Source organism: Marilutibacter penaei, from assembly GCF_014145395.1.
GTDB lineage: Bacteria > Pseudomonadota > Gammaproteobacteria > Xanthomonadales > Xanthomonadaceae > Marilutibacter > Marilutibacter penaei.
Genome location: NZ_JACHTE010000004.1, coordinates 273,886 through 294,891, shown reverse-complemented (window position 1 = coordinate 294,891; position 21,006 = coordinate 273,886). Strand labels below are relative to the sequence as shown.

Genomic DNA, 21,006 nt, shown 5'->3' with positions numbered 1-21,006 from the left:
ATCGAGGCCGGTTTGCTAAGCTCGCCCGGACCCCAGCGGAATTGCCCATGACCGACCCTGCCTCCTCCCGAAGCGCCCACGGCATGTCCCTGCATACCAGGATGTTGCTGGGCTTCATCGTGGGTGCCGGTGCCGGCCTGCTGGCGAACGTGTTCATCGGCCAGGCCGGCTGGCTGGATGGCCTGATCCATTACGTCACCGACCCGATAGGCCAGTTGTTCCTGCGCCTGCTGTTCATGCTGGTCATCCCGTTGGTGTTCTCCGCGCTGGTACTCGGCGTGGTCGAGATCGGCGACGCCAAGTCGCTCGGGCGCATCGGGCTCAAGACCCTGGTGTGGATCCTGGTCGTGACCGCGTTCGCCGTGATCATCGGCATGCTGTGCGTGAACCTGCTGCAACCGGGCACAGGCCTGCCACAGGATGTCACGCAGAGCCTGTTGGCGGCGGGCTCCGAACGGGCGGCCGACGTCGCGGCGAAACGCGAAGGCGTGTCCGGCATCCAGATCCTGTTGAACATCGTCCCGCGCAACCCCGTCGAGGCGGCGGCGCGCGGTGACCTGATCGCCGTGATGTTCTTCGCGCTGATGTTCGGCATCGCCGCCACGGTGCTGCAGACCGAGGGCACGCGCAGCTTTGTCGGGGCGGTCCAGGGGGTCTACGACATCTGCCTGAAACTGATCGGCTGGGTCATTGAACTCGCCCCGTACGCGGTCGCCGCGCTGCTGTTCTCGATCACCGCGGAGCTGGGCTTCGACGTGCTCATGCAGCTTGCCCGGTACGTCGGCACGGTCTTGCTGGCCCTCGCGATCCACTTCTTCGTGGTGTTCCCGATCCTGCTGAAGCTGTTCGGCGGCATGTCGCCGCTGCGCTTCTTCAAGGGGGCGGAAGCGGCCCTGCTGACCGCGTTCTCCACCTCGTCCTCCAGCGCGACGCTGCCGACCACGCTCAAGGTGACGGAAGAAAACCTCGGGGTCCCGCGACGGGTCGCGCGCTTCGTCTGCACCTTGGGCGCCACCGCCAACATGAATGGCACGGCGCTGTTCGAGGGCATCACGGTGCTGTTCCTCGCGCAGTTCTTCGGCGTGGAGCTGAGCTTCGTGCAGCAGGTGATGATCCTGGTGATGTGCATCCTCGGCTCGGTCGGCGCCGCCGGCGTGCCGGGAGGCTCGTTGCCGGTCATCGCGATGATCCTGGTGATGTTCGGCATCCCGCCCGAGGGCATTGGCCTGATCCTCGGTGTCGACCGCATGCTCGACATGTGCCGCACCGTGGTCAACGTGGGCGGCGACATGGCCGGTTCGGTGGTGATCGGCCGCAGCGAGAGCGCCGCTGGCGCCCGGGCGGACGTGGCTAGCTGAACGAAATCGGGGAGGGCGGGCCTCGCCCCGGGTGTCCGGGGCGACATCCGGGCCGCCGGATGGGACAATAGCGCGCTCGCCGCCCCCGCCCGTTCCCGTCCCGGTCCGCATGTGCCGGCGCCGGGACGCGTGCCGTCGGGCGCCTTTGCCGCCTCCCAGGACTGCCCGACGCCACCATGACGACGCCCAGCCGCCGCGACCTCGCGAACGCCATCCGATTCCTTGCCATCGACGCGGTCCAGGCCGCCAACTCCGGCCATCCGGGCATGCCGATGGGCATGGCCGACATCGCCGAAGTGCTGTGGAACGATTTCCACCGCCACAACCCCGGCAATCCGGCATGGGCCAACCGCGACCGTTTCGTGCTGTCGAACGGCCACGGTTCGATGCTCCAGTACGCGCTGCTGCACCTCGCCGGCTACGACCTGCCGATCGAAGAGCTCAAGAATTTCCGCCAGCTCGGCAGCCGCACGCCGGGGCACCCCGAGAACTTCATGACCTCCGGCGTCGAGACCACCACCGGTCCGCTCGGCCAGGGCATCGCCAACGCGGTCGGCATGGCCCTCGCGGAGAAGGTGCTGGCGCAGCGCTTCAACCGTCCCGGCTTCGAGATCGTCGACCACCGCACCTGGGTGTTCCTGGGCGATGGCTGCCTGATGGAAGGCATCAGCCACGAGGTCGCCTCGCTTGCCGGCACCTGGGGCCTGGGCAAGCTGGTCGCCTTCTGGGACGACAACCACATCAGCATCGACGGTAATACCGACGGCTGGTTCACCGATGACACCCCGGCACGTTTCGAGGCCTACGGCTGGAACGTGATCCGCGGCGTCGACGGGCATGACGCCGATGCGATCAAGGCGGCGATCGGGTCCGCGATCGCGTCGAACGACAAGCCGACCCTGGTCTGCTGCCGCACCACGATCGGCTTTGGTTCGCCGAACAAGGCCGGCAAGGAATCCAGCCACGGCGCCGCGCTCGGCCCGGACGAGGTGAAGCTGACCCGCGAGGCGCTGGGCTGGTCGCACGATGCCTTCGTCGTGCCGCAGGACATCGCCGCCGCGTGGGACGCACGCACCAGCGGTGCCGAAGCCGAGCAGGCGTGGAATGGGCTGTTCGACGGTTATGCCGCCGCGCATCCGGAACTGGCCAGCGAGTTCTCGCGCCGCATGAACCGTGAGCTGCCGGCGGACTTCGTTGCCCAGGCCGATGCCTGGATCGCGAAGCTGCAGGCCGATGGCCCGGTGATCGCCTCGCGCAAGGCGTCGCAGAACGCGATCGAGGCCTTCGCGCCGCTGCTGCCGGAGCTGGTCGGCGGTTCGGCCGACCTCGCGCATTCCAACCTGACCCTGTGGAAGGGCAGCACGTCGGTCGCCACCGATGCCGCCGACGCGAACTACGTCTATTACGGCGTGCGCGAGTTCGGCATGACCGCGATCAGCAACGGCCTGAACCTGCACGGCGGGTTCATCCCGTACGACGCCACCTTCCTGGTCTTCAGCGACTACGCCCGCAACGCGGTGCGCATGAGCGCGCTGATGGGCGCGCACGCGATCCACGTCTACACCCATGACTCCATCGGCCTCGGCGAGGACGGCCCGACCCACCAGCCGGTCGAGCACCTGGCGTCGCTGCGCTACATCCCCGACAACGACGTCTGGCGACCCTGTGATGCGGTCGAATCGGCGGTGTCGTGGAAGGCCGCGATCACCCGCACCGACGGCCCGAGCTGCCTGGTGTTCTCGCGCCAGAACCTCGACCACCAGCCGCGCAGCGACGCGCAGGTTGCCGCCATCGCGCGTGGTGGCTACGTGCTGAAGGACGCCGCCGGCACCCCGGAGATCATCCTGATCGCCACCGGTTCCGAGGTGGGCCTGGCCATGCAGGCCGCGGAGAAGCTCGGTGACGGCGTGCGCGTGGTGTCGATGCCCTCGACCGACGTGTTCGAGCGCCAGGATGCCGCGTACCGGGAGTCGGTGCTGCCGAAGGCCTGCCGCAAGCGCGTGGCGATCGAAGCCGGCGTCACCGGCTTCTGGGGCAGCTACGTCGGCCTCGACGGCGCCGTGGTCGGCATCGACAGCTTCGGTGCCTCGGCGCCAGCCGGCAAGCTGTTCCCCGAGTTCGGCTTCACCGTCGAGCGCATCGTCGAGGTCGCGAAGTCGTTGGGCTGACCGGCCTTCGCGTTCGACCCGGAACGGCGCCCTTGTGGCGCCGTTCTTCGTTTCGATCTAGAGTCGCTTCGTCTCGCGTTGGCGTGCGGTACGTACCGGCCGGCGCCTCGATAGGGAGATCGGATCCATGGAAACGCGCCTTCGCCCGATCCTTGCCGTCGCCATGGTGATCCTCTCTGCATGCGCACCCAGGGTCGTCACCCGGGACGACGTGGACGTGAGGATGGTCCTGCCCCCGATGGCGGACCGGACGACGATGCGGGAAGACCAGACGTTCTTCATGGCGGTCCCGATCGAGGACCGCCTGCCGGACTATCCGGCGAATGCCCCCGACGTCGAGGCGGACAGGACGGTGTGCGTCGAGATCGTCGTTTCGGAGGCGGGCGAAGTGACGTCTGCGAAACAGCTCCGCTCCGGCGATGGCTGCGACGGCCTCGATCCGGTCCTGGACAGCTCCTTTGTCTCGGCGACCTTGACCGCGGTCCGCAACTGGTCGTTTTTCGGGGCTGCCATCTGCACGCATCCCCTCGGCAAGAGTGACGAGTGCGAAAAGTCAGGGGCCGATCTGCGCCCGGTCGCGGTCAGGCTGGCCTACCAGTTCGTGTTCTCGCGGGACCGCGAGGTGGTGGGTCGCCGTACGCGGGCACCCGGAGCCTGAGTCGTCCGGGCAAACCCGTCGCGCCATGTCCGGGGGAATGCGGTCGTCCGGTGGTCCCGCTCGCCTACGTCGGCTGCGGCGTCGCGTAACGCTTGAAGTAGCGATGGTGCTTCATGTGGTCGGGTTGGCCCACCGCGAAGTAGGCCTTGCCGCCGCGGCGCCCGGTCTGCAGGCACGGCAGTTCGTGCTGGGCATCCGGGTTGTTGGTGTAGAAGTGCGGCACCTTGTCGATGAAGCGCGACAGCATCGCCGGTCCGCACTCCATCTCGCCGTATTTGTCGAAACCAAAGCGCGGGTGGCCGATGTTGAAGTCGTCCACGCAGACCACGCCGTTTTCGATCAGGCCGAGTTCGCGCTCCAGTGGCCAGTCCTCGTACCAGTGCGCATCGAGGTAATACAGCGGGCAGCGGAATTCGTCCTTGAACTTCGCGATCAGGTCGGGCGAGTCGATCTTTTCGACGTGGGTGTGCGGCATGAAGCCGACCCGGCGCTTGACGATGTCCACGTACTTGTCGACCACGTCGCAGGTGACGATGCTCAGGTTCGGGTAGGCGCGGGCGAGGTAATCGGTGGTGTCGCCCATGTTGCTGCCGGTCTCGATGATCGCGTCGCACTGGTAGCGCTCGACCAGGAAGTCGAACTCCAGCGCGGTGGTGATGTCGAAGCCGAACGGGCCACCGCCGTCGCTCAGTTCGGTCGCCGACAGGCGGACGGTGCGGTAGAAATGCTTGTAGACGTTGTCGGCGGACATCCGGCGGTGCGCTCCCTTGGACCAGGGGCCAGTATAGGCAAAGCGCCGCGGCTCACGGGGGTGTGGTGGGCAATGCCGTCCTTGCGAGCGCGAGCGACAGGAGCCGACGCTCAAGCCGGGCCATCGTGCCCCCGGGCCGTTCGAGATCCATTCGCGACAGGGCCTCGGCATCGTCGCTCGTCGGCGTGGCGAGGGCGCGGGCCACGGTGGCCAGGCGGCCGCGACGGGTGTCGGTGGCGTCCTTCAGCCAGGCCAGGGCCCGAACGATGCGCTGCTCGACCGGGGTGAAGTCGCTGCCCAGCGGGTAGTCCGGCAGGCTGCCGTCAGCGCGGAACGGTGCAAGCCGCGCGCTGAGGTCTCCTGCGGAGTTCACTTTCCGGGCAGACGCAGCATCCTGCTCGCGCGCGATCTTCCCGCTCCCGCGTGCCTGATCTATCAAGGTGTCGCGGAAGCGCGCGTCGGTGATCGCCAGCATCGCCGCGATGCAGTCTTCGTCGGTGCGCCCGCGCAGGTCGGCCACGCCGTACTCGGTGATGTAGACGTCGCGCAGGTGGCGGGGGATGGTGGCGTGCCCATAGTTCCAGACGATGTTCGAGCGCGTGCGCCCTTCGCTGCGACGGGTCGCGCGCAGCATCAGCACCGATCGCGCATCCGGCAGCGCATGCGCCATCGCGACGAAGTTGTACTGGCCGCCCACGCCCGAGACGACGCGCCCGTCCTCCAGCGCATCCGACACCGCAGCGCCCAGCGCGGTGGCCATCATGCAGCTGTTGAAGAAGCGCGCGTCGCGGCGTTGCAGGCGTTCCAGCGACTCATTGCCACCATACAGTTCGTTCACCGCGCTGACCGGGCGCATGCCGATGCCCGCGCGGGTGGGCGGGTCGAGGTCGCGCAGCCAGTCGTAGAACTCGGGTGAGCCGAGGTAAAAGGCGCCATGCAGGAATTCGCCGTCCCGCGCCAGCCGTTCGCGTCCCGCCGTCTCCAGCGTGCCTTCGGCTTCGTGGCGCATCAGGTCGATGTCGTCGATGACCTTGCGACGGATCACGCCTGCCTCCACGAGGCGGCGGAAGCCTTCGTTGAGCATCTCGCTGCAGCCGTAGAGGCCCTGTTCGAACGGACCGAGTTCGGCGTTGCCAGCCGCCGGCGATCCCAACGCAGCGAGGATGCGGTGATAGGTCGCATTGTCGGAGTGTCGCAACGCCAGGGCATGGCAGAGCGCGTCCGCGAGGGCGCCGATGCCGATCTGCAGCGTGCCCCCGTCCTTGACCAGCGTGCTGGCGTGGAGACCGATCGCGTGGTCGGTGTCGCCGACCGGCTGGCGTGGCAGGCCAAACAGTCGCGGGTAGGGGGCGGCAGGCTCGACGATGAGATCGAAGAAGGCGGCATCCACGGCCGCGGTGCCGCCCAGCCAGGGCAGCGCGGGGTCGACCTCGGCGACGACGAATGGCCTTGGCATGCCCCGCGCCTCGATCGCGGCCAGCGTGTCGAAGGTCAGGTCGGTGTTGCAGGAGAGCGAGAGCCGCGTGCCGCCCGGTTCGCGTGCCACTTTCTGCAGGATCACGTTGACGCGACGGTCGGCCAGTGCGCGCGCGACATGGGTGTAGTTCAGGCTGGCATAGCGGCGCTGGGCCTGGCTCGAGCCCAGCATCGCGCCGGACTGCATGTAGAACTCCTCGACCTCGATGTTCGGGGGCAAGGCATCGCGCCGCAGCGCCCGGACATAGGCCAGGTGGGGAAAGTCCTCGCCGAAATGGCGGGCGACGAAGGGGCCCAAGAAGCGTCCCTGCAGCCCCTTCCCCGCGCTCGGTGGGTCCAGTGACAGCGCGGTGTAGAGGTACAGCGCCCGGGATGCTTCCGCCTCTACGCGGGCGTACAGCGCGTTGATGAGCCGGTGCGGCTTGCCCAGTCCGAGCGGGGTAGCGACGTGCAGCGGGCCATCGACAGAGGCAAGGATCCGGTCGACCGCGGCATCGAGGGTGCCGTCGGGCAGGGAGGCGATGACAGGGGTGGGCGACATGCAGAGAGCGTAGCGGGCGGTCCGGCGTGACGGGGTGATCAGCGCTTGACTTCGTCGTCTACAGGTGTAAATTCAGATCGTCTACAAATGTAATCATCAACAGTCATGCGCATCAGTGAAGCAGAGTCCGCCGTCATGGAAGTGCTCTGGAAGTCGCATCCGCTCGCGGCCGACGAAGTCCTGGCAGCCTTGGCCGAGACGCGCCAGTGGCAGGAACCGACGGTGAAAACGCTGTTGAGCCGCCTGCTCAGGAAGGGAGCGGTCAATGCGCGGAAGGAGGGCCGCCGCTTTCTGTACAGTCCGGTCCTCGCGCGCGAAGCCTGGGTCCAGGACGAGAGCGCCGGCATGCTCGAGCGTCTGTTCGACGGTCGCGTTGCACCACTGGTCGCGCATTTCAGTCGCCATGACAAGCTGAGCGACAAGGACATCCAGGAGCTGCGCGCACTGCTGGAGGAGATGGACGATGACGAACGTTGAACTTCTCCAGCTCCTGTTCGAATCCTTCGTTGCGAGCAGCCTGGCCATCCTGGCCGTGCTGGCGGTACGCGCGCCGTTGCGACGTGCCTTCGGCGCGGGCAATGCATACGCGGCATGGCTGATCGTGCCCGCCGCGACGCTGGCCGTCGTGATGCCGGTGCCGTCCGGTACCTCCAGCATCGGCTCTTCGCTCCCGGTCATCGCGACGTCCGCCTGGATGGACGCCGCGCCGGCGATCGAGCGTTCCGGGCTGGCGCTGCCATGGCTGCTGGCATGGCTGTCCGGCGCAGCGGCGACCGGCCTCGTCCTGGCCGTCCGGCACCTCCGTTTCGTGCGCGCACTGGGGCGGCTCCAGGCACGAGCGGATGGCACGTTCGTGGCGGAGACAAATGGGGGACTGCCCGCGGTGTTGGGCCTGCTCCGGCCCCGCATCGTGCTGCCGGCAGATTTCGAGCGGCGCTATACGGAAGTGCAGCAGGTACTGCTCGTCGCACACGAACGCCAGCACCTGCGACATGGGGACCTTCAGGCGCATGCGGCCTGGTGCCTGGGCCGCTGCCTGCTCTGGTTCAACCCACTCATCCATGTCGCGACCGGGCGTTTCCGCCATGACCAGGAAATGGCCTGCGATGCGCGGGTACTGGGTGCGTTGCGGCGTCATCGCCGGGCCTATGGCGAAGCCATGCTCGAGACCCAACTGGCCCACCAGGGCTCCCCTTTCGGCTGTCACTGGGGCTTCAGCCACCCCCTCAAGGAGAGGATCGAAATGCTCAAGCAATCACGGATGTCCCGCTCCCGCCGCTTCATGGGCGGTCTGGTGTCCACCCTGCTCGTCGTGAGCACCGGCGCCGCTGCCTGGACGCTGCAACCTGCGGCCTCCACGGCGGCGTCCCAGGCGGATATGCCCAGTCGCGTAGACGATGAGTCGCGCCGCCTCAGTCCCCCGCGCTACCCCGCCGAGGCGCTGGCATCAAAGCTTTCCGGCAAGGTGTCGTTGATCATCACCGTGGATGAGACGGGCGCGCCGGTCGATATCCAGGTCGAGCAGGCAACGCCCGCTGGCGTGTTCGATGCCGCGAGCGTCGAAGCCGCTTGGCAGTGGCGATTCACGCCGGCGATGGAGGGCGGCAAGCCCGTGCGCGGCCAGGTTCGCGTGCCCGTGTACTTCGAGGCCGACGGCGACCCCGGCCTGCAAAAGGACGCTGCGGCCCCCATGCAACGCCAGGTGCCTGTGGCATGGCGCGGTTACAACAGCCTTCGCGAGTCGCTGACCGCTAGCTGGCAGCCGCCGCAAGCTTCCACGGCACCCGACTGCTGACCCGGCAGGGATAACGTCACACCGCGAGCAGCAGCTTCCCCGCGGCGATTACCAGCACCACACCCAGCATCCGGCGCAGACCGCGGGTGGGAAGCCAGCGCAGGCCCAACTGGGTGCCGACCAGCGCGCCGACCGCGACCGCGCCCAGCCACAGCGGCAGGGCGGCGGGCAGCTCGCCGGTCGCGTGCAGCAGGCCCGCGAGCGCCGTCAGGGAGTTGATCCAGACGAAGGCCACGGAGGTGCCGGCCGCTTCGCGGGTCGGCATCCAGTGGGCGAACAGCAGCAACGGGGTCAGGAAGATTGCGCCGCCGGTGCCGGTCAGGCCCGACAGGATGCCGATGGCGGCACCGGCGAGCAGTCCCGGAATCCACGGCACGCGTCGACCGGCGCTCGCGGCGTCTTCGACCTCGGCCTGGCCGGCGTGCCGGAACACACCGATCGCGGCGACCAGCAGCACGAGGCCCAGCAGCATCGAATAGCTTTCACGCGGCAGCTTGATCTGTGCGGCGAAGAATGCGGCCGGTGCCGAGGCCACCACGAAGGGCAGCACGTTGCGCCAGCGGACGTGGCCATCGCGCCAGAAGCGCACCAGGCCGATGCCGCCGACCAGCAGGTTCAGGGTGAGCGCGGTCGGTCGCAGGGTCTCCGGCGCCAGGCCCATCAGGGCCATCACCGCGATGTAGCCGCTGGCGCCGGCATGGCCGACCGAGGAATACAGCGTTGCCACCAGCATCAGCAGCAACGCGAGGATCAGGTCGGTCTCAGTCAAGTCGTGCGCGCCAGCGGTCGGGCCAGGACAGAGCCTGCCAGCATCGGGCTCACGTGCAAAGACCTGCGGGCGCCCGGCGTGGGCATCGGCTCAGATCCGGTCGATGGGGAGGGTTAGGTAACGGTGGCCGTCCGCCTGCGGCTCGGGCAGGGCGCCGGCGCGGATATTGACCTGTACCGAAGGCAGGATCAGCGCCGGCATCGCCAGGGTGGCGTCGCGCGCCTCGCGCATCGCGACGAAGCGGTCCTCGTCGATGCCTGCGCCGACATGGATGTTGTTGCGCTTCTGTTCGCCGAGCGTGGTTTCGCACGCGACTTCGCGTCCGCCCGGGCCGTAGTCATGGCAGACGAAGACGCGGGTCTCCTCGGGCAGGCTGTCGAACAGGTGCCGGATCGACCGGTACAGCGTGCGCGCGTCGCCGCCGGGGAAGTCACAGCGCGCGGTGCCGCCGTCGGGCATGAACAGCGAGTCGCCGACGAACAGTGCATCGCCGACCAGGAAGGCATTGCTGTCGCTGGTGTGGCCGGGGACCGGGATCACGCGCGCGGCGAGGGGGCCGACCTCGAAGCCGGCATCCGGCTCGAACAGACGGTCGAACTGCGAACCGTCGACCGGGAAGTGTTCTCCAAGATTGAAGATCGGACGGAAGGTCTTCTGCACTTGGCGGATGCCTTCACCGATCGCCAGCGTGGCTTCGGGCCAATGGCCCTTCAGCCAGTGCGCCGCGCTGAGGTGGTCGGCGTGCGCGTGGGTTTCCAGCAGCCAGCGCACGTCCAGGCCCCGGGCTTCGACGAAATCGACGATGGCCTGCGCGGAGGCGGTGGAGGTGCGGGCGGAGGCAGCGTCGAAATCGAGGACCGGGTCGATCACCGCGGCGTCGCGGGCGCCAGCGGCATGAACCACGTAGCTCCAGGTGCCGCTGGCGGCATGGAAGAAGGGGTGGACCCGGGTCTGCATGGCATGGCTCCTGGGGAGATGTGGCTTGGCCTGCCCTGTGTGCGACCGGACGCGGGCCGCCCTCAGCCGCCGAGGGCCCCGTTGAGGACCCGGGCCAGGTGCTCGCCACCCAGACGCAGTTGGCGGCTGGCGGTCGCACTCCATTGCAAACCGTATTCCTCGTCGATCTTTGCGCGTCCGGGATAGAAACCGGGCGACCGGACGATACGGCAGGACGCCTCGGCCCAGTCCGAGGGACCGAGCCCGGCACCTTGCCGGAGTGGCAGCCCCCGGAGGTGCTCGAGCCACTGCGCTTCGTCCCGGCCGGCCTGTTCGAGCAGCCCGCTGTCCCACAGCGCATGCAGGTTGCTGCCGCGGCCGTCGAGGTTGACCTGAACCGTGTTGCCGCCCTTGTCGTGGGCGAAGCCGGCATGCAGGGGCTGGTGCACGTCGCCAACGAAATGCACGACGAACTTCAGGGCCTTCACCCGATCTTCCCGTGGACGGGCAGGGTCGGCCAGGATCGCTGCCTGGGCCTCGATCGCGGCAACCACGCAATTGCCGCGCGGGCAATCGCGTGCCACATCGTAGTGGCAGCCGTCCTCGGCGAGGTTCACGTAGTGCCAGGACGCGCTGCGGCGGCCCAGGCCGGGATCGTTGGCGCGCAGCTCGTCGGCCCAGTTGGCGACGCCCGCCAGGCTGGGATCGGGCTCGTCCTGCAGCAGGTCCAGCGCAGCGGCGCGTGCCGCCGGCGTCATCCCGTCCCAGGCCAGCTGCGCCACAAGCCGGTGGCCCAGTCGACCCCAGGCCATCGCGGGCGCGGTCGCAAGGAGCAGCGCCAGCAGCAGGGCAGCGCGGGCGAGCGGACTGAGCAGGGAGCGGCTGTGCATGGCCGATACTGTAGCCGAGCCGGGCGCCGCCGGCCGCCCTGCTAGAATGTGCACCCCCGCCACCCATCCGCCGCGCGCGGCGCGGCCCGCAGGAGCCCCCAGCAATGACCATCAAGGTAGGCATCAACGGTTTCGGTCGCATCGGACGCAACGTGTTGCGTTCGGCCGTGCAGAATTTCGCCGGCGACATCGAGGTCGTGGCCATCAACGACCTCCTCGAACCCGACTACCTGGCCTACATGCTCCGGTATGACTCCGTGCACGGCCGTTTCGACGGCGAGGTGTCGGTGGACGGTGGCGACCTGATCGTCAACGGCAAGAAGATCCGTCTGACCCAGGAGCGCGATCCGGCCAGCCTGAAGTGGGACGAGGTCGGCGCGGACGTGGTCATCGAGTCGACCGGCCTGTTCCTGACCCAGGAGACCTGCCAGAAGCACCTCGACGCGGGCGCGAAGAAGGTCATCCAGTCCGCGCCGTCCAAGGACGACACGCCCATGTTCGTCTACGGCGTGAACCACGAGGCGTACAACGGTGAGGCGATCATCTCCAATGCGTCCTGCACCACCAACTGCCTGGCGCCGCTGGCCAAGGTGCTGAACGACAAGTGGGGCATCAAGCGCGGCCTGATGACCACCGTGCACGCCGCCACCGCGACGCAGAAGACCGTCGATGGCCCCTCCAACAAGGACTGGCGCGGCGGCCGCGGCATCCTCGAGAACATCATCCCGTCGTCCACCGGCGCAGCGAAGGCCGTCGGGAAGGTGCTGCCTGCGCTCAACGGCAAGCTGACCGGCATGGCGTTCCGCGTGCCGACCTCGGACGTGTCGGTCGTCGACCTCACCGTCGAGCTCGAGAAGGACGCCAGCTACGCCGAGATCTGCGCCGAAATGAAGGCGCAGTCCGAGGGCGCGCTGAAGGGCATCCTCGGCTACACCGAGGACAAGGTGGTCGCCACCGATTTCCGCGGTGAGACCTGCACCTCGGTGTTCGACGCCGAGGCAGGCATCGCGCTCGACGGCACCTTCGTGAAGCTGGTGAGCTGGTACGACAACGAGTGGGGCTACTCGAACAAGTGCCTCGAGATGGTCAAGGTGATCGGCGCCTGACGGGCGTTCGCCACTGCAAATGACACGAGGGGCCGGGGCAACCCGGCCCCTCTTCGTTTCCCGGCACGCGCGGGGGTTAAGCCGAAGCCGCGTATGCTGACCGAATGGAACAGAGCACCCTGCACGACCGCGCCGGTGGACTCGACGAGGCGCGCCTGGCGGCCCTGGTCGATGCGTTCTACGACCGGGTCCAGCGGCATCCGACGCTGGGACCGGTCTTCAATGCCGCGATCGACGACTGGCCCGGGCACAAGGCATTGCTGACCCGCTTCTGGTCTTCGGTGGCGCTGGGTACGCGCAGCTACCGGGGCAACCCGATGGCCGTCCATCGCGGCCTGCCGATCCACGCCGAGCATTTCGAGGACTGGCTTGCGTTGTGGTCGCGGACCTGCAGGGAACAGCTGGAGGACGACGAGGCCGCGCGCATGGTCGAGTACGCGACCCGGATCGGTCGCAGCCTCCGGTACGGGTTGGGCATCGCGGACAGCACCCGTGGCCTGGGGTTGCCGGTCGTGGCGCCGCGCTGACAGGCACGCCGGGTTTCAGCGCATGACCCGGTTGCGTCCGTTCCGCTTGGCGCGGTAGAGCGCCTCGTCGGCCTGCGACAACAGCCGGTCCATGTATTCGGGCGAGGGCTGGGCGGCAACGCCGATGCTGATGGTGACGCGGCCGTCGACGCCGCTGGCGTGCGGCATGGCTGCGTCCCATACCGCGCTGCACAGGCGTTCGGCCACTTCGACCGTCAACTTCGCATCTGCATCGCGCAACAGGACGGCGAACTCCTCGCCACCGACCCGCGCGATGACGTCGCCGGGCCCCCGCAACAGGCCCTGCAGGATGCCCACGATGCGCTTGAGCACCGTGTCGCCCGCCGGGTGTCCATAGCGGTCGTTGTACGCCTTGAAGTGATCGACGTCGATGATCATCGCGCCGACAGGCGTCCGGGCGTACTCCATGCTTTCCAGCAGCGCACCGGTCTCGCGGCGGAACCCGCGCACGTTCAGGGCACCGGTCAGGGCATCGATGCTGGCGACCGTCTCCAGCTCCGCGACCGCCTCGCGCAATTCGACGGTCCGGTCGGCGATCTCCTGGTCGCGCTCGTCGACCACCCGCTGCAGGGAGGCGGCCAGGCCGCGCTGCGAGTCGAGCGCCTGGCTGAGTTCGGCATACGCATCGTTGAGGCGGCCGGACAGGTCGCCGATGGCGTCGGCGACCGGCTGGAGCTCGTGGGGCAGGGTGCCGCTGTCGTCCAGCTGCACGCGCGAGCCCAGCGCAAAGTGGCGCAGGCCATCCAGCAGGCGTCCGGTGCCGCGGGCCAGGGCGCGCAACTGGAGCCAGGTGGCGGCAAGGATGCCGAGGCTGACCAGAAGCAGCACCGCGAACAGCGCCAGGCTGCTCTGGCCCACCGACATCAGCACCGGACGGTCCGGCGCGAACAGCACCAGCGTCCAGCCCGTGCGCAGACGCGTGCGCGCGATGTAGGCATTGCTGCCATCGAACACATTGCGCTGGAAGCGCGTCTGCGCCTGGTGCGGCTCGGCGTCGACCGGCAACAGGAGGCGGGCGTCCGTCACCTGGTCGAGAAACCCGTAGGGCAGGCCCGGGGTTGCATGGATCACCCGGTCGCGACGGTCGAGCAAAAGCATTTCGTAGCCCGCTGCGTGGAAGGCATCGCTGCGTTGGCGGACGAAGGTTTCCACGTGGATGGACGCGGACAGGACGCCCAACAGCCTTTCGTCCCGCACGATGGGCGTCGATACCGCCACCAGCGGCTCGCTGCTGACCACGCGTCCATGGAACGCGTCGGACACATGCGAACGCCGTGTGCGGAACGCCGACTGGAAGTAGTCGCGATCGCTCACGTTGGCAGCGGGTGATTTCAAGGCATCGGGTGACGGGAGCGGCGACGCCGCCTGGATCCAGCCATCGGTGTCCACGGCAATCGCGCTGCTCAGCCCGGGGTAGGCCCGTCTGAGCGTGACCAGCCGGTTGTCCCACTGCGCCAACGGTGGGTCGCCGGTCTGTGCGATCAACTGGACCGCGGACAGCCGGCTCTGGATGAACTCGTCGATGCCGTTCGCGGTCAGGCTTGCCGACAGGGCGGTGCGCTGGCCCAGCGCCTGCCGGTCACCCCGGTACTGCTGCCACAGCAAGACGGCGCTGAACGCCAGCGCGGGCACCAGCGCGGCGAAGAGCAGCAAGCGCGTGAAACGGCGACGCAGACTCCATTGGCGGGCAGAGTGGGCCAAGGATGCATCACACCCCCTGTGGATGAACCCCTTAAATTACCGCCGAGGCCGAAAGGCCCACAATCAGGCGATTCCCCATGCTGTCATTGATGTGACAGGCGTCTCGAACGGACCGTGAGGTACAGACGCCCCGCCACGTCAAGATAGCGCCATGGCCGCAAGGCGGCATGCGCGTTGCCGTCGCCGACGCGGGGCGGCATCCGTGCCGCCAGTCGTGCCGTTGGAACAGGGGATGTTCCGCTTCCTTGGTGGCATCCTGCCTTTGATGGCGACAACCGTGTCGCCATGGGGCTCCTGCCGGTTGGCATCCTGCCCGGTGGCGTCCTGCCACCGCACCCCCACGTCCGATGTGGCGGGCCTCCATTATTACGTCAGAATGCCGCATCGAAGGCCACTTCGCCGCTTACGCCGACCTGGTAGGCGGACACGCGGCGCTCGAAGAAGTTGGTGACTTCCTGGACATCCTGGAGGTCCATGAAACCGAAGGGGTTGCTGGCGCCAAAACGCCGTGGCAGGCCGAGTTGGGACAGGCGCTGGTCGGCACAATACTCGAGGTATTGCCGCATGTCCTTCAGCGAAAGGCCGACCACGCCGCCGGACAGCACGTCCTGGGCGAACTGCATCTCGCAGTCCACCGCCTCCTCCAGCATCCTGACGACCTGTTGTTTCAGTTCCGGGTCGAAGAGGGCCGGCTCTTCCTTGCGCACCGTCGCGATCACCTCGAAGGCGAAGGCCATGTGGCAGCTTTCGTCGCGGAACACCCAGTTGGTCCCCGAGGCCAGGCCATGCAGCAGCCCGCGCGAACGCAGGTAGTAGACGTAGGCGAAGGCGGCGAAGAAGAACAGGCCTTCGATGCAGCAGGCGAAACAGATCAGGTTCAGCAGGAACTGCCTGCGCTGTTCGACGGTCTCGATGCGCTGCAGCCCCTGGATCGAGTCCATCCACTTGAAGCAGAAATCGGCCTTGGCGCGGATCGACGGGATGTTCTCCACCGCCGCGAAGGCCTTCGCGCGCGCCACCGGGTCGGGCAGGTAGGTGTCGAGCAGGGTCAGGTAGAACTGCACGTGCAGCGCTTCCTCGTAGAGCTGGCGCGACAGGTACATGCGCGCCTCGGGCGCGTTGATGTGCTGGTAGAGGTTGAGGACCAGGTTGTTGGCGACGATCGAGTCGCCGGTGGCGAAGAAGGCGACCAGGCGCTCGATCAGGTGCTGCTCCGCCGGCCCGAACTTGTGGCGCAGGTCGTTCACGTCCAGCGAGAAGTCGACTTCCTCGACCGTCCAGGTGTTGCGGATCGCGTCGCGGTACATCTCATAGAACTGCGGGTAGCGCATCGGCCGCAGGGTCAGGTCGAAGCCCGGGTCGAGCAGGTGGGCGTCGTGGCTCATTGGCAGGCCTCGCAGGCTTCGGGGTTCTCGAGCGAGCAGGCGACGGCCTCGGCCGGGGCGACGCTGCTGACGGTGGACTTGGCGATCTTCGTCGCCGGGCGTGAGCGCAGGTAATAGGTTGTCTTCAGGCCCTTCTTCCACGCGTGCATGTACATCGAGGACAGCTGACCGATGTTCGGGCTTTCGATGAACAGGTTCAGCGACTGGCTCTGGTCGATGAATGCGCCGCGGTCGGCGGCCATGTCGATCAGCGAGCGCATCGGCAGTTCCCAGGCGGTGCGGTAGACCTGCCGCAGCGATTCGGGGATCGCGTCGATGCCCTGGATCGAGCCCTCCGCCATCTTGATCCGGTCGCGCAGCTCCGGTGTCCACTGGCCGAGCTGCTTGAGCTCCTCGACCAGGTAGCGGTTGACCACGATGAAGTCGCCCGACAGCGTCTCGCGCTTGAACAGGTTGGAGACCTGCGGCTCGATGCATTCGTAGCAGCCGGCGATCGACGCGATGGTCGCGGTGGGCGCGATCGCGATCAGCAGGGCATTGCGCAGGCCATGCTCGCCGATGCGTGCGCGCAGGCCGTCCCAGTCGAGCGCGGCCGAAGGCTCGACGCTCCAGGCCTCGAACTGCAGCTCGCCACGCGAGGCGCGGGTGTCGTCGAAGCCGGGGTGGCGGCCATGTTCCATCGCGATCTCGTTGGAGGCTGACAGCGCGTGGAAGTAGATGTGCTCGGCAATCTCGCGGGAGAGCTGGCGGGCCGGCTGCGAATCGAAGGGAAGGCGCAACTTGAAGAACACGTCCTGCAGGCCCATCGTGCCGAGCCCGACGGGCCGCCACTTCATGTTGGAGCGGCGCGCCGTCTCGATCGGGTAGAAGTTCAGGTCGATCACGCGGTCGAGCTGGCGCACGGCCAGGCGCACGGTCTCGGCGAGCTTTTCGAAGTCGAAGCGCCCGTCCTTGCCGTGCACCGGGCCTTCCTCGAACAGCTCCACATGGTGCGACAGGTTGATCGAGCCGAGGTTGCAGACCGCGGTCTCGTCCTGCGAGGTGACCTCGAGGATCTCGGTGCACAGGTTGGACAGGTGCACCACGTTGCCCTCGCGCAGGGTCTGGTTGCACGCGCGGTTGGATTTGTCCTTGAAGTTCATCCAACCGTTGCCGGTCTGCGCGAGCGAGCGCATCATCCGCGCGTACAGTTCGCGCGCCTTGACCTGCTTCTTCGCCAGGCCGGACGCCTCGGCCGCGCGGTAGGCGGTGTCGAAGGCATCGCCCCACAGGTCAGTCAGCTGCGGCACCTTGTAGGGGTCGAACAGCGACCAGTCGGCGTCGGCCTCGACCCGGCGCATGAATTCGTCCGGGATCCAGTTGGCGAGGTTCAGGTTGTGCGTGCGGCGCGCCTCGTCGCCGGTGTTGTCGCGCAGCTCCAGGAATTCCTCGACGTCGGCATGCCAGGGCTCCAGGTACACGCAGGCGGCCCCCTTGCGCTTGCCGCCCTGGTTGACCGCGGCGACCGACGCGTCGAGCGTCTTCAGCCACGGCACGATGCCGTTGCTCAGGCCATTGGTGCTGCGGATCAGCGAACCGTGCGACCGGATCCGGGTGTAGCTCAGGCCGATGCCGCCGCTGAACTTGCTCAGCTTGGCCACGTCCATGTAGCGCTTGTAGATGCTCTCGAGCGAGTCCTCCGGCGAGTCGAGCAGGAAGCAGCTGGACAACTGTTCGTGGGTCGTGCCGGAGTTGAACAGCGTCGGCGAGGACGGCATGTAGTCGAGCTGCGCCATCTTCCGGTAGAGCGCAAGCGCGTCGCCGACGTCTTCGGTCAGCGCACAGGCGATGCGCAGGAAGAACTGCTGCGGCGTCTCGATCACCGTGCGCGCGGTCGGGTGGCGCAGCAGGTAGCGGTCGTACAGGGTGCGCAGGCCGAAGTAGTCGAAGCGGTTGCTCAGGGCGTTGTCGATCGCACCGTTGAGCTTGCGGGCGTTGGCCTGCACGAAATCGAGCAGGCGGTCGTTGATGACGCCCAGCTCATGGCCGCGCTGCACCGACTGCGAGAACGCGTTGATGTCGATCGCCGCGACTTCCTTCTCGATCACGCCGGACAGCAGGCGCGCGGCCAAACGACCGTACTCGGGCTCCTCGGCGGTCAGCAGCGCGGCGGTGCGGATCGACAGCTCGTCCAGTTCACGGGTGGTCGCGCCGTCGTACAGGCCGGAGATGGTCCGGGTGGCGACGCGCATCGGGTCGACCGAATAGAGGCCTTCGGTGCAGCGTGTCACCGCGCGGACGATCTTGTTCAGGTCGACCGGTTCGCGACGCCCGTTGCGCTTGGTGACCGTCATGGTCAGGTTGGCGGCCGGGGGCGTCAGGGCGAACCCCGGGCTGGCCTCGCTGGACGCTGCCGCGGGGCGGGTGGGCGCGTCTGCGGCCCTGGCGGCCGGGGCGTCGGGTGTGGCGGTGGTCATGGCAGGCTCCAATGCAGGACGCACGGGTCGCCATCCCTCCCTCGGGGACGGCGCACGGGGGTCTGGTGGCGCCACGGCCTGTGCCGTCGCCCCGCCACGCCCCCGCGGGCGCGGAATCCACAGGGTGGAGCGGGGGTGTCGCAGGGGCCGAGACGGACCCCGGGGCGGCGGTCGGGCGACCGCCGCATGCCGCGACACCGACCGTCTCCCCCCGGAGACTCCCTGGCCGGTCACCGCGCGGCGTGCTTCGCGCGGCTGTCGGCAGGTCTTCGGGCTCTGGACGCGGCGCCCGGGGCGCCTCCTACTGGCCGTCGCTTCCCGGACACGTGGTGTCCAGTGCAATGACGGCGGTCGTTTCCACTACCGCTGCGGGGCAGCGCCGGCCTGGGTGCGCCTGCAGGGCGACACCGCACCGGACTTCCCTTTTAAGCCATCGCCCAGGCATTGCCTGCGGCGGCGGCACCGACATGCACAACATATACCGTTCCGGTGTTCCGTCAACCCCATATCTTGGGCTTGCTCCTGTGTCCGCCAAATTGGAGCGGATTTGCCCATGACTCCAGCCAGCCCGACAATAAGGGGCTATGCGCGTTCCGCGCCCCTCGTCCTGCCAGGAGCCCCCATGTCCATCCTCCGCATGTCCGACCTCGACCTCGCCGGCAAGCGCGTGCTGATCCGTGAAGACCTCAACGTGCCGATCAGCGACGGCCGGATCACCTCCGAGCAGCGCATCCTTGCGGCCCTGCCAACGATGCGCCTGGCGCTCGAGAAGGGGGCCGCGGTGATGGTCACGTCGCACCTCGGCCGCCCGACTGAGGGCCAGTGGAGCGAGGCCGATTCGCTGGCGCCCGTCGCGGCGCGCCTGTCCGAGCTCCTCGGCATCGACGTGCCGCTGGTCAAGGACTGGGTCGACGGCGTCGACGTGGCGCCGGGCCAGCTGGTCCTGCTGGAGAACTGCCGCATGAACGTCGGCGAGAAGACCGACGACGAGGCCCTGTCGAAGCAGTACGCCGCGCTGTGCGACGTCTTCGTGATGGATGCATTCGGCACCGCGCACCGCGCGCAGGCCTCCACCCATGGCGTCATCCGCGCGGCGAAGCTCGCCGCGGGCGGCCCGCTGCTGATGGCCGAGCTTGACGCCCTGGCCCAGGCGCTCGACAAGCCGGCGCGCCCGCTGCTGGCGATCGTTGCCGGTTCCAAGGTCAGCACCAAGCTGGAGCTGCTGTCCTCGCTGGTGGGCAAGGTCGACCAGCTGATCGTCGGCGGCGGCATCGCCAACACCTTCATCGCCGCGATGGGCCACAGCGTCGGCAAGTCGCTGGTCGAGATGGACCTGGTCGGTACCGCGAAGCAGATCATGGCCGACGCGAACGCCCGCGGTGCGAGCATCCCGCTGCCGACCGACGTGGTCGTCGCGCCGGCCTTCGCCGCCGATGCGCCTGCGACGGTCAAGCCGGTCGATGCGGTGGGTGCCGAGGACATGATCCTCGACATCGGTCCGGAGACCGCGAAGGCCTATGCCGCGTTGATCGCGGAGGCGGGCACCGTCGTGTGGAACGGTCCGGTCGGCGTGTTCGAGTTCGACGCCTTCGGCCACGGCACCGAGGCGCTGGCACGCGCGATCGCGTCCAGCCAGGCCTTCTCGATCGCGGGCGGTGGCGACACGCTCGCCGCGGTCGACAAGTACGGCATCGCCGATGACGTGGGCTACATCTCCACCGGTGGCGGCGCCTTCCTCGAGTTCCTGGAAGGCAAGGAGCTGCCGGCGGTCGCCGCACTCAAGGCGCGCGCGGCCTGATGGGCGACGCGCGCCCGACGCTGTTCTTCGACCTCGACGGCACCCTGATCGACTCGGCGGACGGGATCACCCGCTGCGTCGCGCATGCACTGAACGCGATGCAGCGGCCGGTGCCGGACGACGCGGCGCTGCGCCGCTGGATCGGCCCCTCGCTGCGCACCAGCTTCGGTCCGCTGTTCGAGGACGCTGCCGAGGTCGAGGCGGCGGTCGAACATTACCGCGATCGTTTCGAACAGGTCGGCTGGACCGAGCACACGGTCTACGCGGGCATCGCCGGGACCGTGGAAGCACTGCACGCCCGCGGCCACCGGCTCGCGGTCGTGACCGCAAAGAACGAGCCGCATGCGCGCAGAATCGTCGAGCACCTGCCCTTCGGCGGCCTGTTCGAGGACGTCATCGGCGCAACGCCCTGTGGCACGCGCAGCGACAAGCCGGAACTCATCGCCGAGGCGCTGGCGCGGCTGGGGCTCGATGCCGGCGACTGCTGGATGATCGGCGACCGGCGGATGGACATCGAAGGCGCGCGCCACCACGGCATGCGCAACATCGGCGTGCTCTGGGGGTTCGGTGGCGAGGCCGAACTGCGCGAGGCCGGCGCGGCCCGACTGGCGTCGACCCCGGGCGAACTGGCGGCACTGCTGGCCTAGCGCCGCGCGCCCGTCGCGCCGCG

General features: G+C 68.2%; 17 protein-coding genes and 1 riboswitch. Of the genes, 9 read left to right on the top strand and 8 right to left on the bottom strand.

Going from position 1 to position 21,006, the window contains the following annotated elements; genetic code table 11:
• The first annotated feature begins 83 nt into the window (after positions 1-83).
• The 3 genes from H4F99_RS07260 (at position 84) to H4F99_RS07250 (ending at position 4,184) form a co-directional block, all read left to right on the top strand.
• On the top strand, positions 84-1,358 hold the full coding sequence (locus tag H4F99_RS07260; RefSeq protein ID WP_182669058.1) for a dicarboxylate/amino acid:cation symporter: 1,275 nt from the start codon (positions 84-86) through the stop codon (positions 1,356-1,358).
• A gap of 176 nt (positions 1,359-1,534) precedes the next feature.
• On the top strand, positions 1,535-3,526 hold the full coding sequence (tkt, locus tag H4F99_RS07255; RefSeq protein ID WP_182669057.1) for a transketolase: 1,992 nt from the start codon (positions 1,535-1,537) through the stop codon (positions 3,524-3,526).
• Between the two features lie 127 nt (positions 3,527-3,653).
• Positions 3,654-4,184 (top strand): energy transducer TonB, encoded by a 531-nt coding sequence (locus tag H4F99_RS07250; protein ID WP_182669056.1) that lies wholly within the window; start codon positions 3,654-3,656, stop codon positions 4,182-4,184.
• 64 nt (positions 4,185-4,248) lie between these two features.
• Here the strand turns inward: H4F99_RS07250 and H4F99_RS07245 are convergent, their stop codons facing one another.
• Together H4F99_RS07245 and H4F99_RS07240 are read right to left on the bottom strand one after the other, a co-directional pair.
• A complete protein-coding gene (locus H4F99_RS07245) occupies positions 4,249-4,935 on the bottom strand; it encodes a hypothetical protein (protein WP_182669055.1) in 687 nt (228 codons plus the stop codon).
• 52 nt (positions 4,936-4,987) lie between these two features.
• Entirely contained in the window at positions 4,988-6,952 is a 1,965-nt protein-coding gene (locus H4F99_RS07240; RefSeq protein WP_182669054.1) for an acetyl-CoA hydrolase/transferase C-terminal domain-containing protein, read from the bottom strand.
• A 105-nt stretch (positions 6,953-7,057) separates the two neighbouring features.
• Here H4F99_RS07240 and H4F99_RS07235 point away from each other — a divergent pair, with 105 nt between their 5' ends.
• Both H4F99_RS07235 and H4F99_RS07230 read left to right on the top strand, forming a co-directional pair.
• Entirely contained in the window at positions 7,058-7,429 is a 372-nt protein-coding gene (locus H4F99_RS07235; protein WP_182669053.1) for a BlaI/MecI/CopY family transcriptional regulator, read from the top strand.
• The gene (locus H4F99_RS07230) at positions 7,416-8,747 is read left to right on the top strand and encodes a TonB family protein (RefSeq protein WP_182669052.1); all 1,332 of its coding nucleotides are present in this window, start codon (positions 7,416-7,418) and stop codon (positions 8,745-8,747) included. The genes H4F99_RS07235 and H4F99_RS07230 overlap by 14 nt, the downstream gene beginning before the upstream one ends.
• Before the next feature lie 16 nt (positions 8,748-8,763).
• Here the strand turns inward: H4F99_RS07230 and H4F99_RS07225 are convergent, their stop codons facing one another.
• The 3 genes from H4F99_RS07225 to H4F99_RS07215 all read right to left on the bottom strand — a co-directional run bounded on the left by H4F99_RS07225 (position 8,764) and on the right by H4F99_RS07215 (position 11,342).
• Positions 8,764-9,516, bottom strand: a complete 753-nt coding sequence (locus H4F99_RS07225) for a sulfite exporter TauE/SafE family protein (protein WP_220481064.1) — start codon at positions 9,514-9,516, stop codon at positions 8,764-8,766.
• Between the two features lie 90 nt (positions 9,517-9,606).
• Entirely contained in the window at positions 9,607-10,473 is an 867-nt protein-coding gene (locus tag H4F99_RS07220) for an MBL fold metallo-hydrolase (RefSeq protein WP_182669051.1), read from the bottom strand.
• Between the two features lie 62 nt (positions 10,474-10,535).
• Complete coding sequence (locus H4F99_RS07215; RefSeq protein ID WP_182669050.1) at positions 10,536-11,342, bottom strand: S1/P1 nuclease; 807 nt, start codon at positions 11,340-11,342, stop codon at positions 10,536-10,538.
• A gap of 104 nt (positions 11,343-11,446) precedes the next feature.
• Here H4F99_RS07215 and gap point away from each other — a divergent pair, with 104 nt between their 5' ends.
• Positions 11,447-12,448: a type I glyceraldehyde-3-phosphate dehydrogenase gene (gene gap, locus H4F99_RS07210; protein WP_182669049.1), complete on the top strand. Its 1,002-nt coding sequence runs from the start codon at positions 11,447-11,449 to the stop codon at positions 12,446-12,448.
• Positions 12,449-12,552: 104 nt separating this feature from the next.
• Positions 12,553-12,975 (top strand): group III truncated hemoglobin, encoded by a 423-nt coding sequence (locus H4F99_RS07205; RefSeq protein WP_182669048.1) that lies wholly within the window; start codon positions 12,553-12,555, stop codon positions 12,973-12,975.
• 15 nt (positions 12,976-12,990) lie between these two features.
• On the opposite strand, the gene H4F99_RS07200 is transcribed toward H4F99_RS07205, so the two are convergent.
• The 3 genes from H4F99_RS07200 to H4F99_RS07190 form a co-directional block, all read right to left on the bottom strand.
• Positions 12,991-14,697 (bottom strand): sensor domain-containing diguanylate cyclase, encoded by a 1,707-nt coding sequence (locus H4F99_RS07200; protein WP_182669047.1) that lies wholly within the window; start codon positions 14,695-14,697, stop codon positions 12,991-12,993.
• A gap of 371 nt (positions 14,698-15,068) precedes the next feature.
• Entirely contained in the window at positions 15,069-16,082 is a 1,014-nt protein-coding gene (locus H4F99_RS07195; protein ID WP_182669046.1) for a ribonucleotide-diphosphate reductase subunit beta, read from the bottom strand.
• Positions 16,079-18,415: a ribonucleoside-diphosphate reductase subunit alpha gene (locus H4F99_RS07190; RefSeq protein ID WP_220481078.1), complete on the bottom strand. Its 2,337-nt coding sequence runs from the start codon at positions 18,413-18,415 to the stop codon at positions 16,079-16,081. Before H4F99_RS07190 ends, H4F99_RS07195 begins: the two co-directional genes overlap by 4 nt.
• A 366-nt stretch (positions 18,416-18,781) precedes the next feature.
• Positions 18,782-19,020: riboswitch (cobalamin riboswitch) on the bottom strand.
• 140 nt (positions 19,021-19,160) lie between these two features.
• Between H4F99_RS07190 and H4F99_RS07185 the strand changes: the two genes are divergently transcribed.
• Both H4F99_RS07185 and H4F99_RS07180 read left to right on the top strand, forming a co-directional pair.
• Positions 19,161-20,336 carry a phosphoglycerate kinase gene (locus H4F99_RS07185; protein WP_182669044.1) on the top strand — a complete coding sequence of 392 codons (1,176 nt, stop codon included), beginning with the start codon at positions 19,161-19,163 and terminating at the stop codon, positions 20,334-20,336.
• On the top strand, positions 20,336-20,983 hold the full coding sequence (locus H4F99_RS07180) for an HAD-IA family hydrolase (protein WP_182669043.1): 648 nt from the start codon (positions 20,336-20,338) through the stop codon (positions 20,981-20,983). Before H4F99_RS07185 ends, H4F99_RS07180 begins: the two co-directional genes overlap by 1 nt.
• The last annotated feature ends 23 nt before the right edge of the window (positions 20,984-21,006 follow it).

Bases quoted from the DNA above. Each gene is read 5' to 3' on its own strand.
- H4F99_RS07180 (WP_182669043.1), top strand. From the start codon at position 20,336: ATGGGCGACGCGCGCCCGACGCTGTTCTTCGACCTCGACGGCACCCTG.
- H4F99_RS07205 (WP_182669048.1), top strand. From the start codon at position 12,553: ATGGAACAGAGCACCCTGCACGACCGCGCCGGTGGACTCGACGAGGCG.
- H4F99_RS07185 (WP_182669044.1), top strand. From the start codon at position 19,161: ATGTCCATCCTCCGCATGTCCGACCTCGACCTCGCCGGCAAGCGCGTG.
- H4F99_RS07260 (WP_182669058.1), top strand. From the start codon at position 84: ATGTCCCTGCATACCAGGATGTTGCTGGGCTTCATCGTGGGTGCCGGT.
- gap (WP_182669049.1), top strand. From the start codon at position 11,447: ATGACCATCAAGGTAGGCATCAACGGTTTCGGTCGCATCGGACGCAAC.
- H4F99_RS07220 (WP_182669051.1), bottom strand. From the start codon at position 10,473: ATGCAGACCCGGGTCCACCCCTTCTTCCATGCCGCCAGCGGCACCTGG.
- H4F99_RS07215 (WP_182669050.1), bottom strand. From the start codon at position 11,342: ATGCACAGCCGCTCCCTGCTCAGTCCGCTCGCCCGCGCTGCCCTGCTG.
- H4F99_RS07235 (WP_182669053.1), top strand. From the start codon at position 7,058: ATGCGCATCAGTGAAGCAGAGTCCGCCGTCATGGAAGTGCTCTGGAAG.
- H4F99_RS07250 (WP_182669056.1), top strand. From the start codon at position 3,654: ATGGAAACGCGCCTTCGCCCGATCCTTGCCGTCGCCATGGTGATCCTC.
- H4F99_RS07230 (WP_182669052.1), top strand. From the start codon at position 7,416: ATGACGAACGTTGAACTTCTCCAGCTCCTGTTCGAATCCTTCGTTGCG.
- H4F99_RS07240 (WP_182669054.1), bottom strand. From the start codon at position 6,952: ATGTCGCCCACCCCTGTCATCGCCTCCCTGCCCGACGGCACCCTCGAT.
- H4F99_RS07195 (WP_182669046.1), bottom strand. From the start codon at position 16,082: ATGAGCCACGACGCCCACCTGCTCGACCCGGGCTTCGACCTGACCCTG.
- tkt (WP_182669057.1), top strand. From the start codon at position 1,535: ATGACGACGCCCAGCCGCCGCGACCTCGCGAACGCCATCCGATTCCTT.
- H4F99_RS07245 (WP_182669055.1), bottom strand. From the start codon at position 4,935: ATGTCCGCCGACAACGTCTACAAGCATTTCTACCGCACCGTCCGCCTG.
- H4F99_RS07190 (WP_220481078.1), bottom strand. From the start codon at position 18,415: ATGACGGTCACCAAGCGCAACGGGCGTCGCGAACCGGTCGACCTGAAC.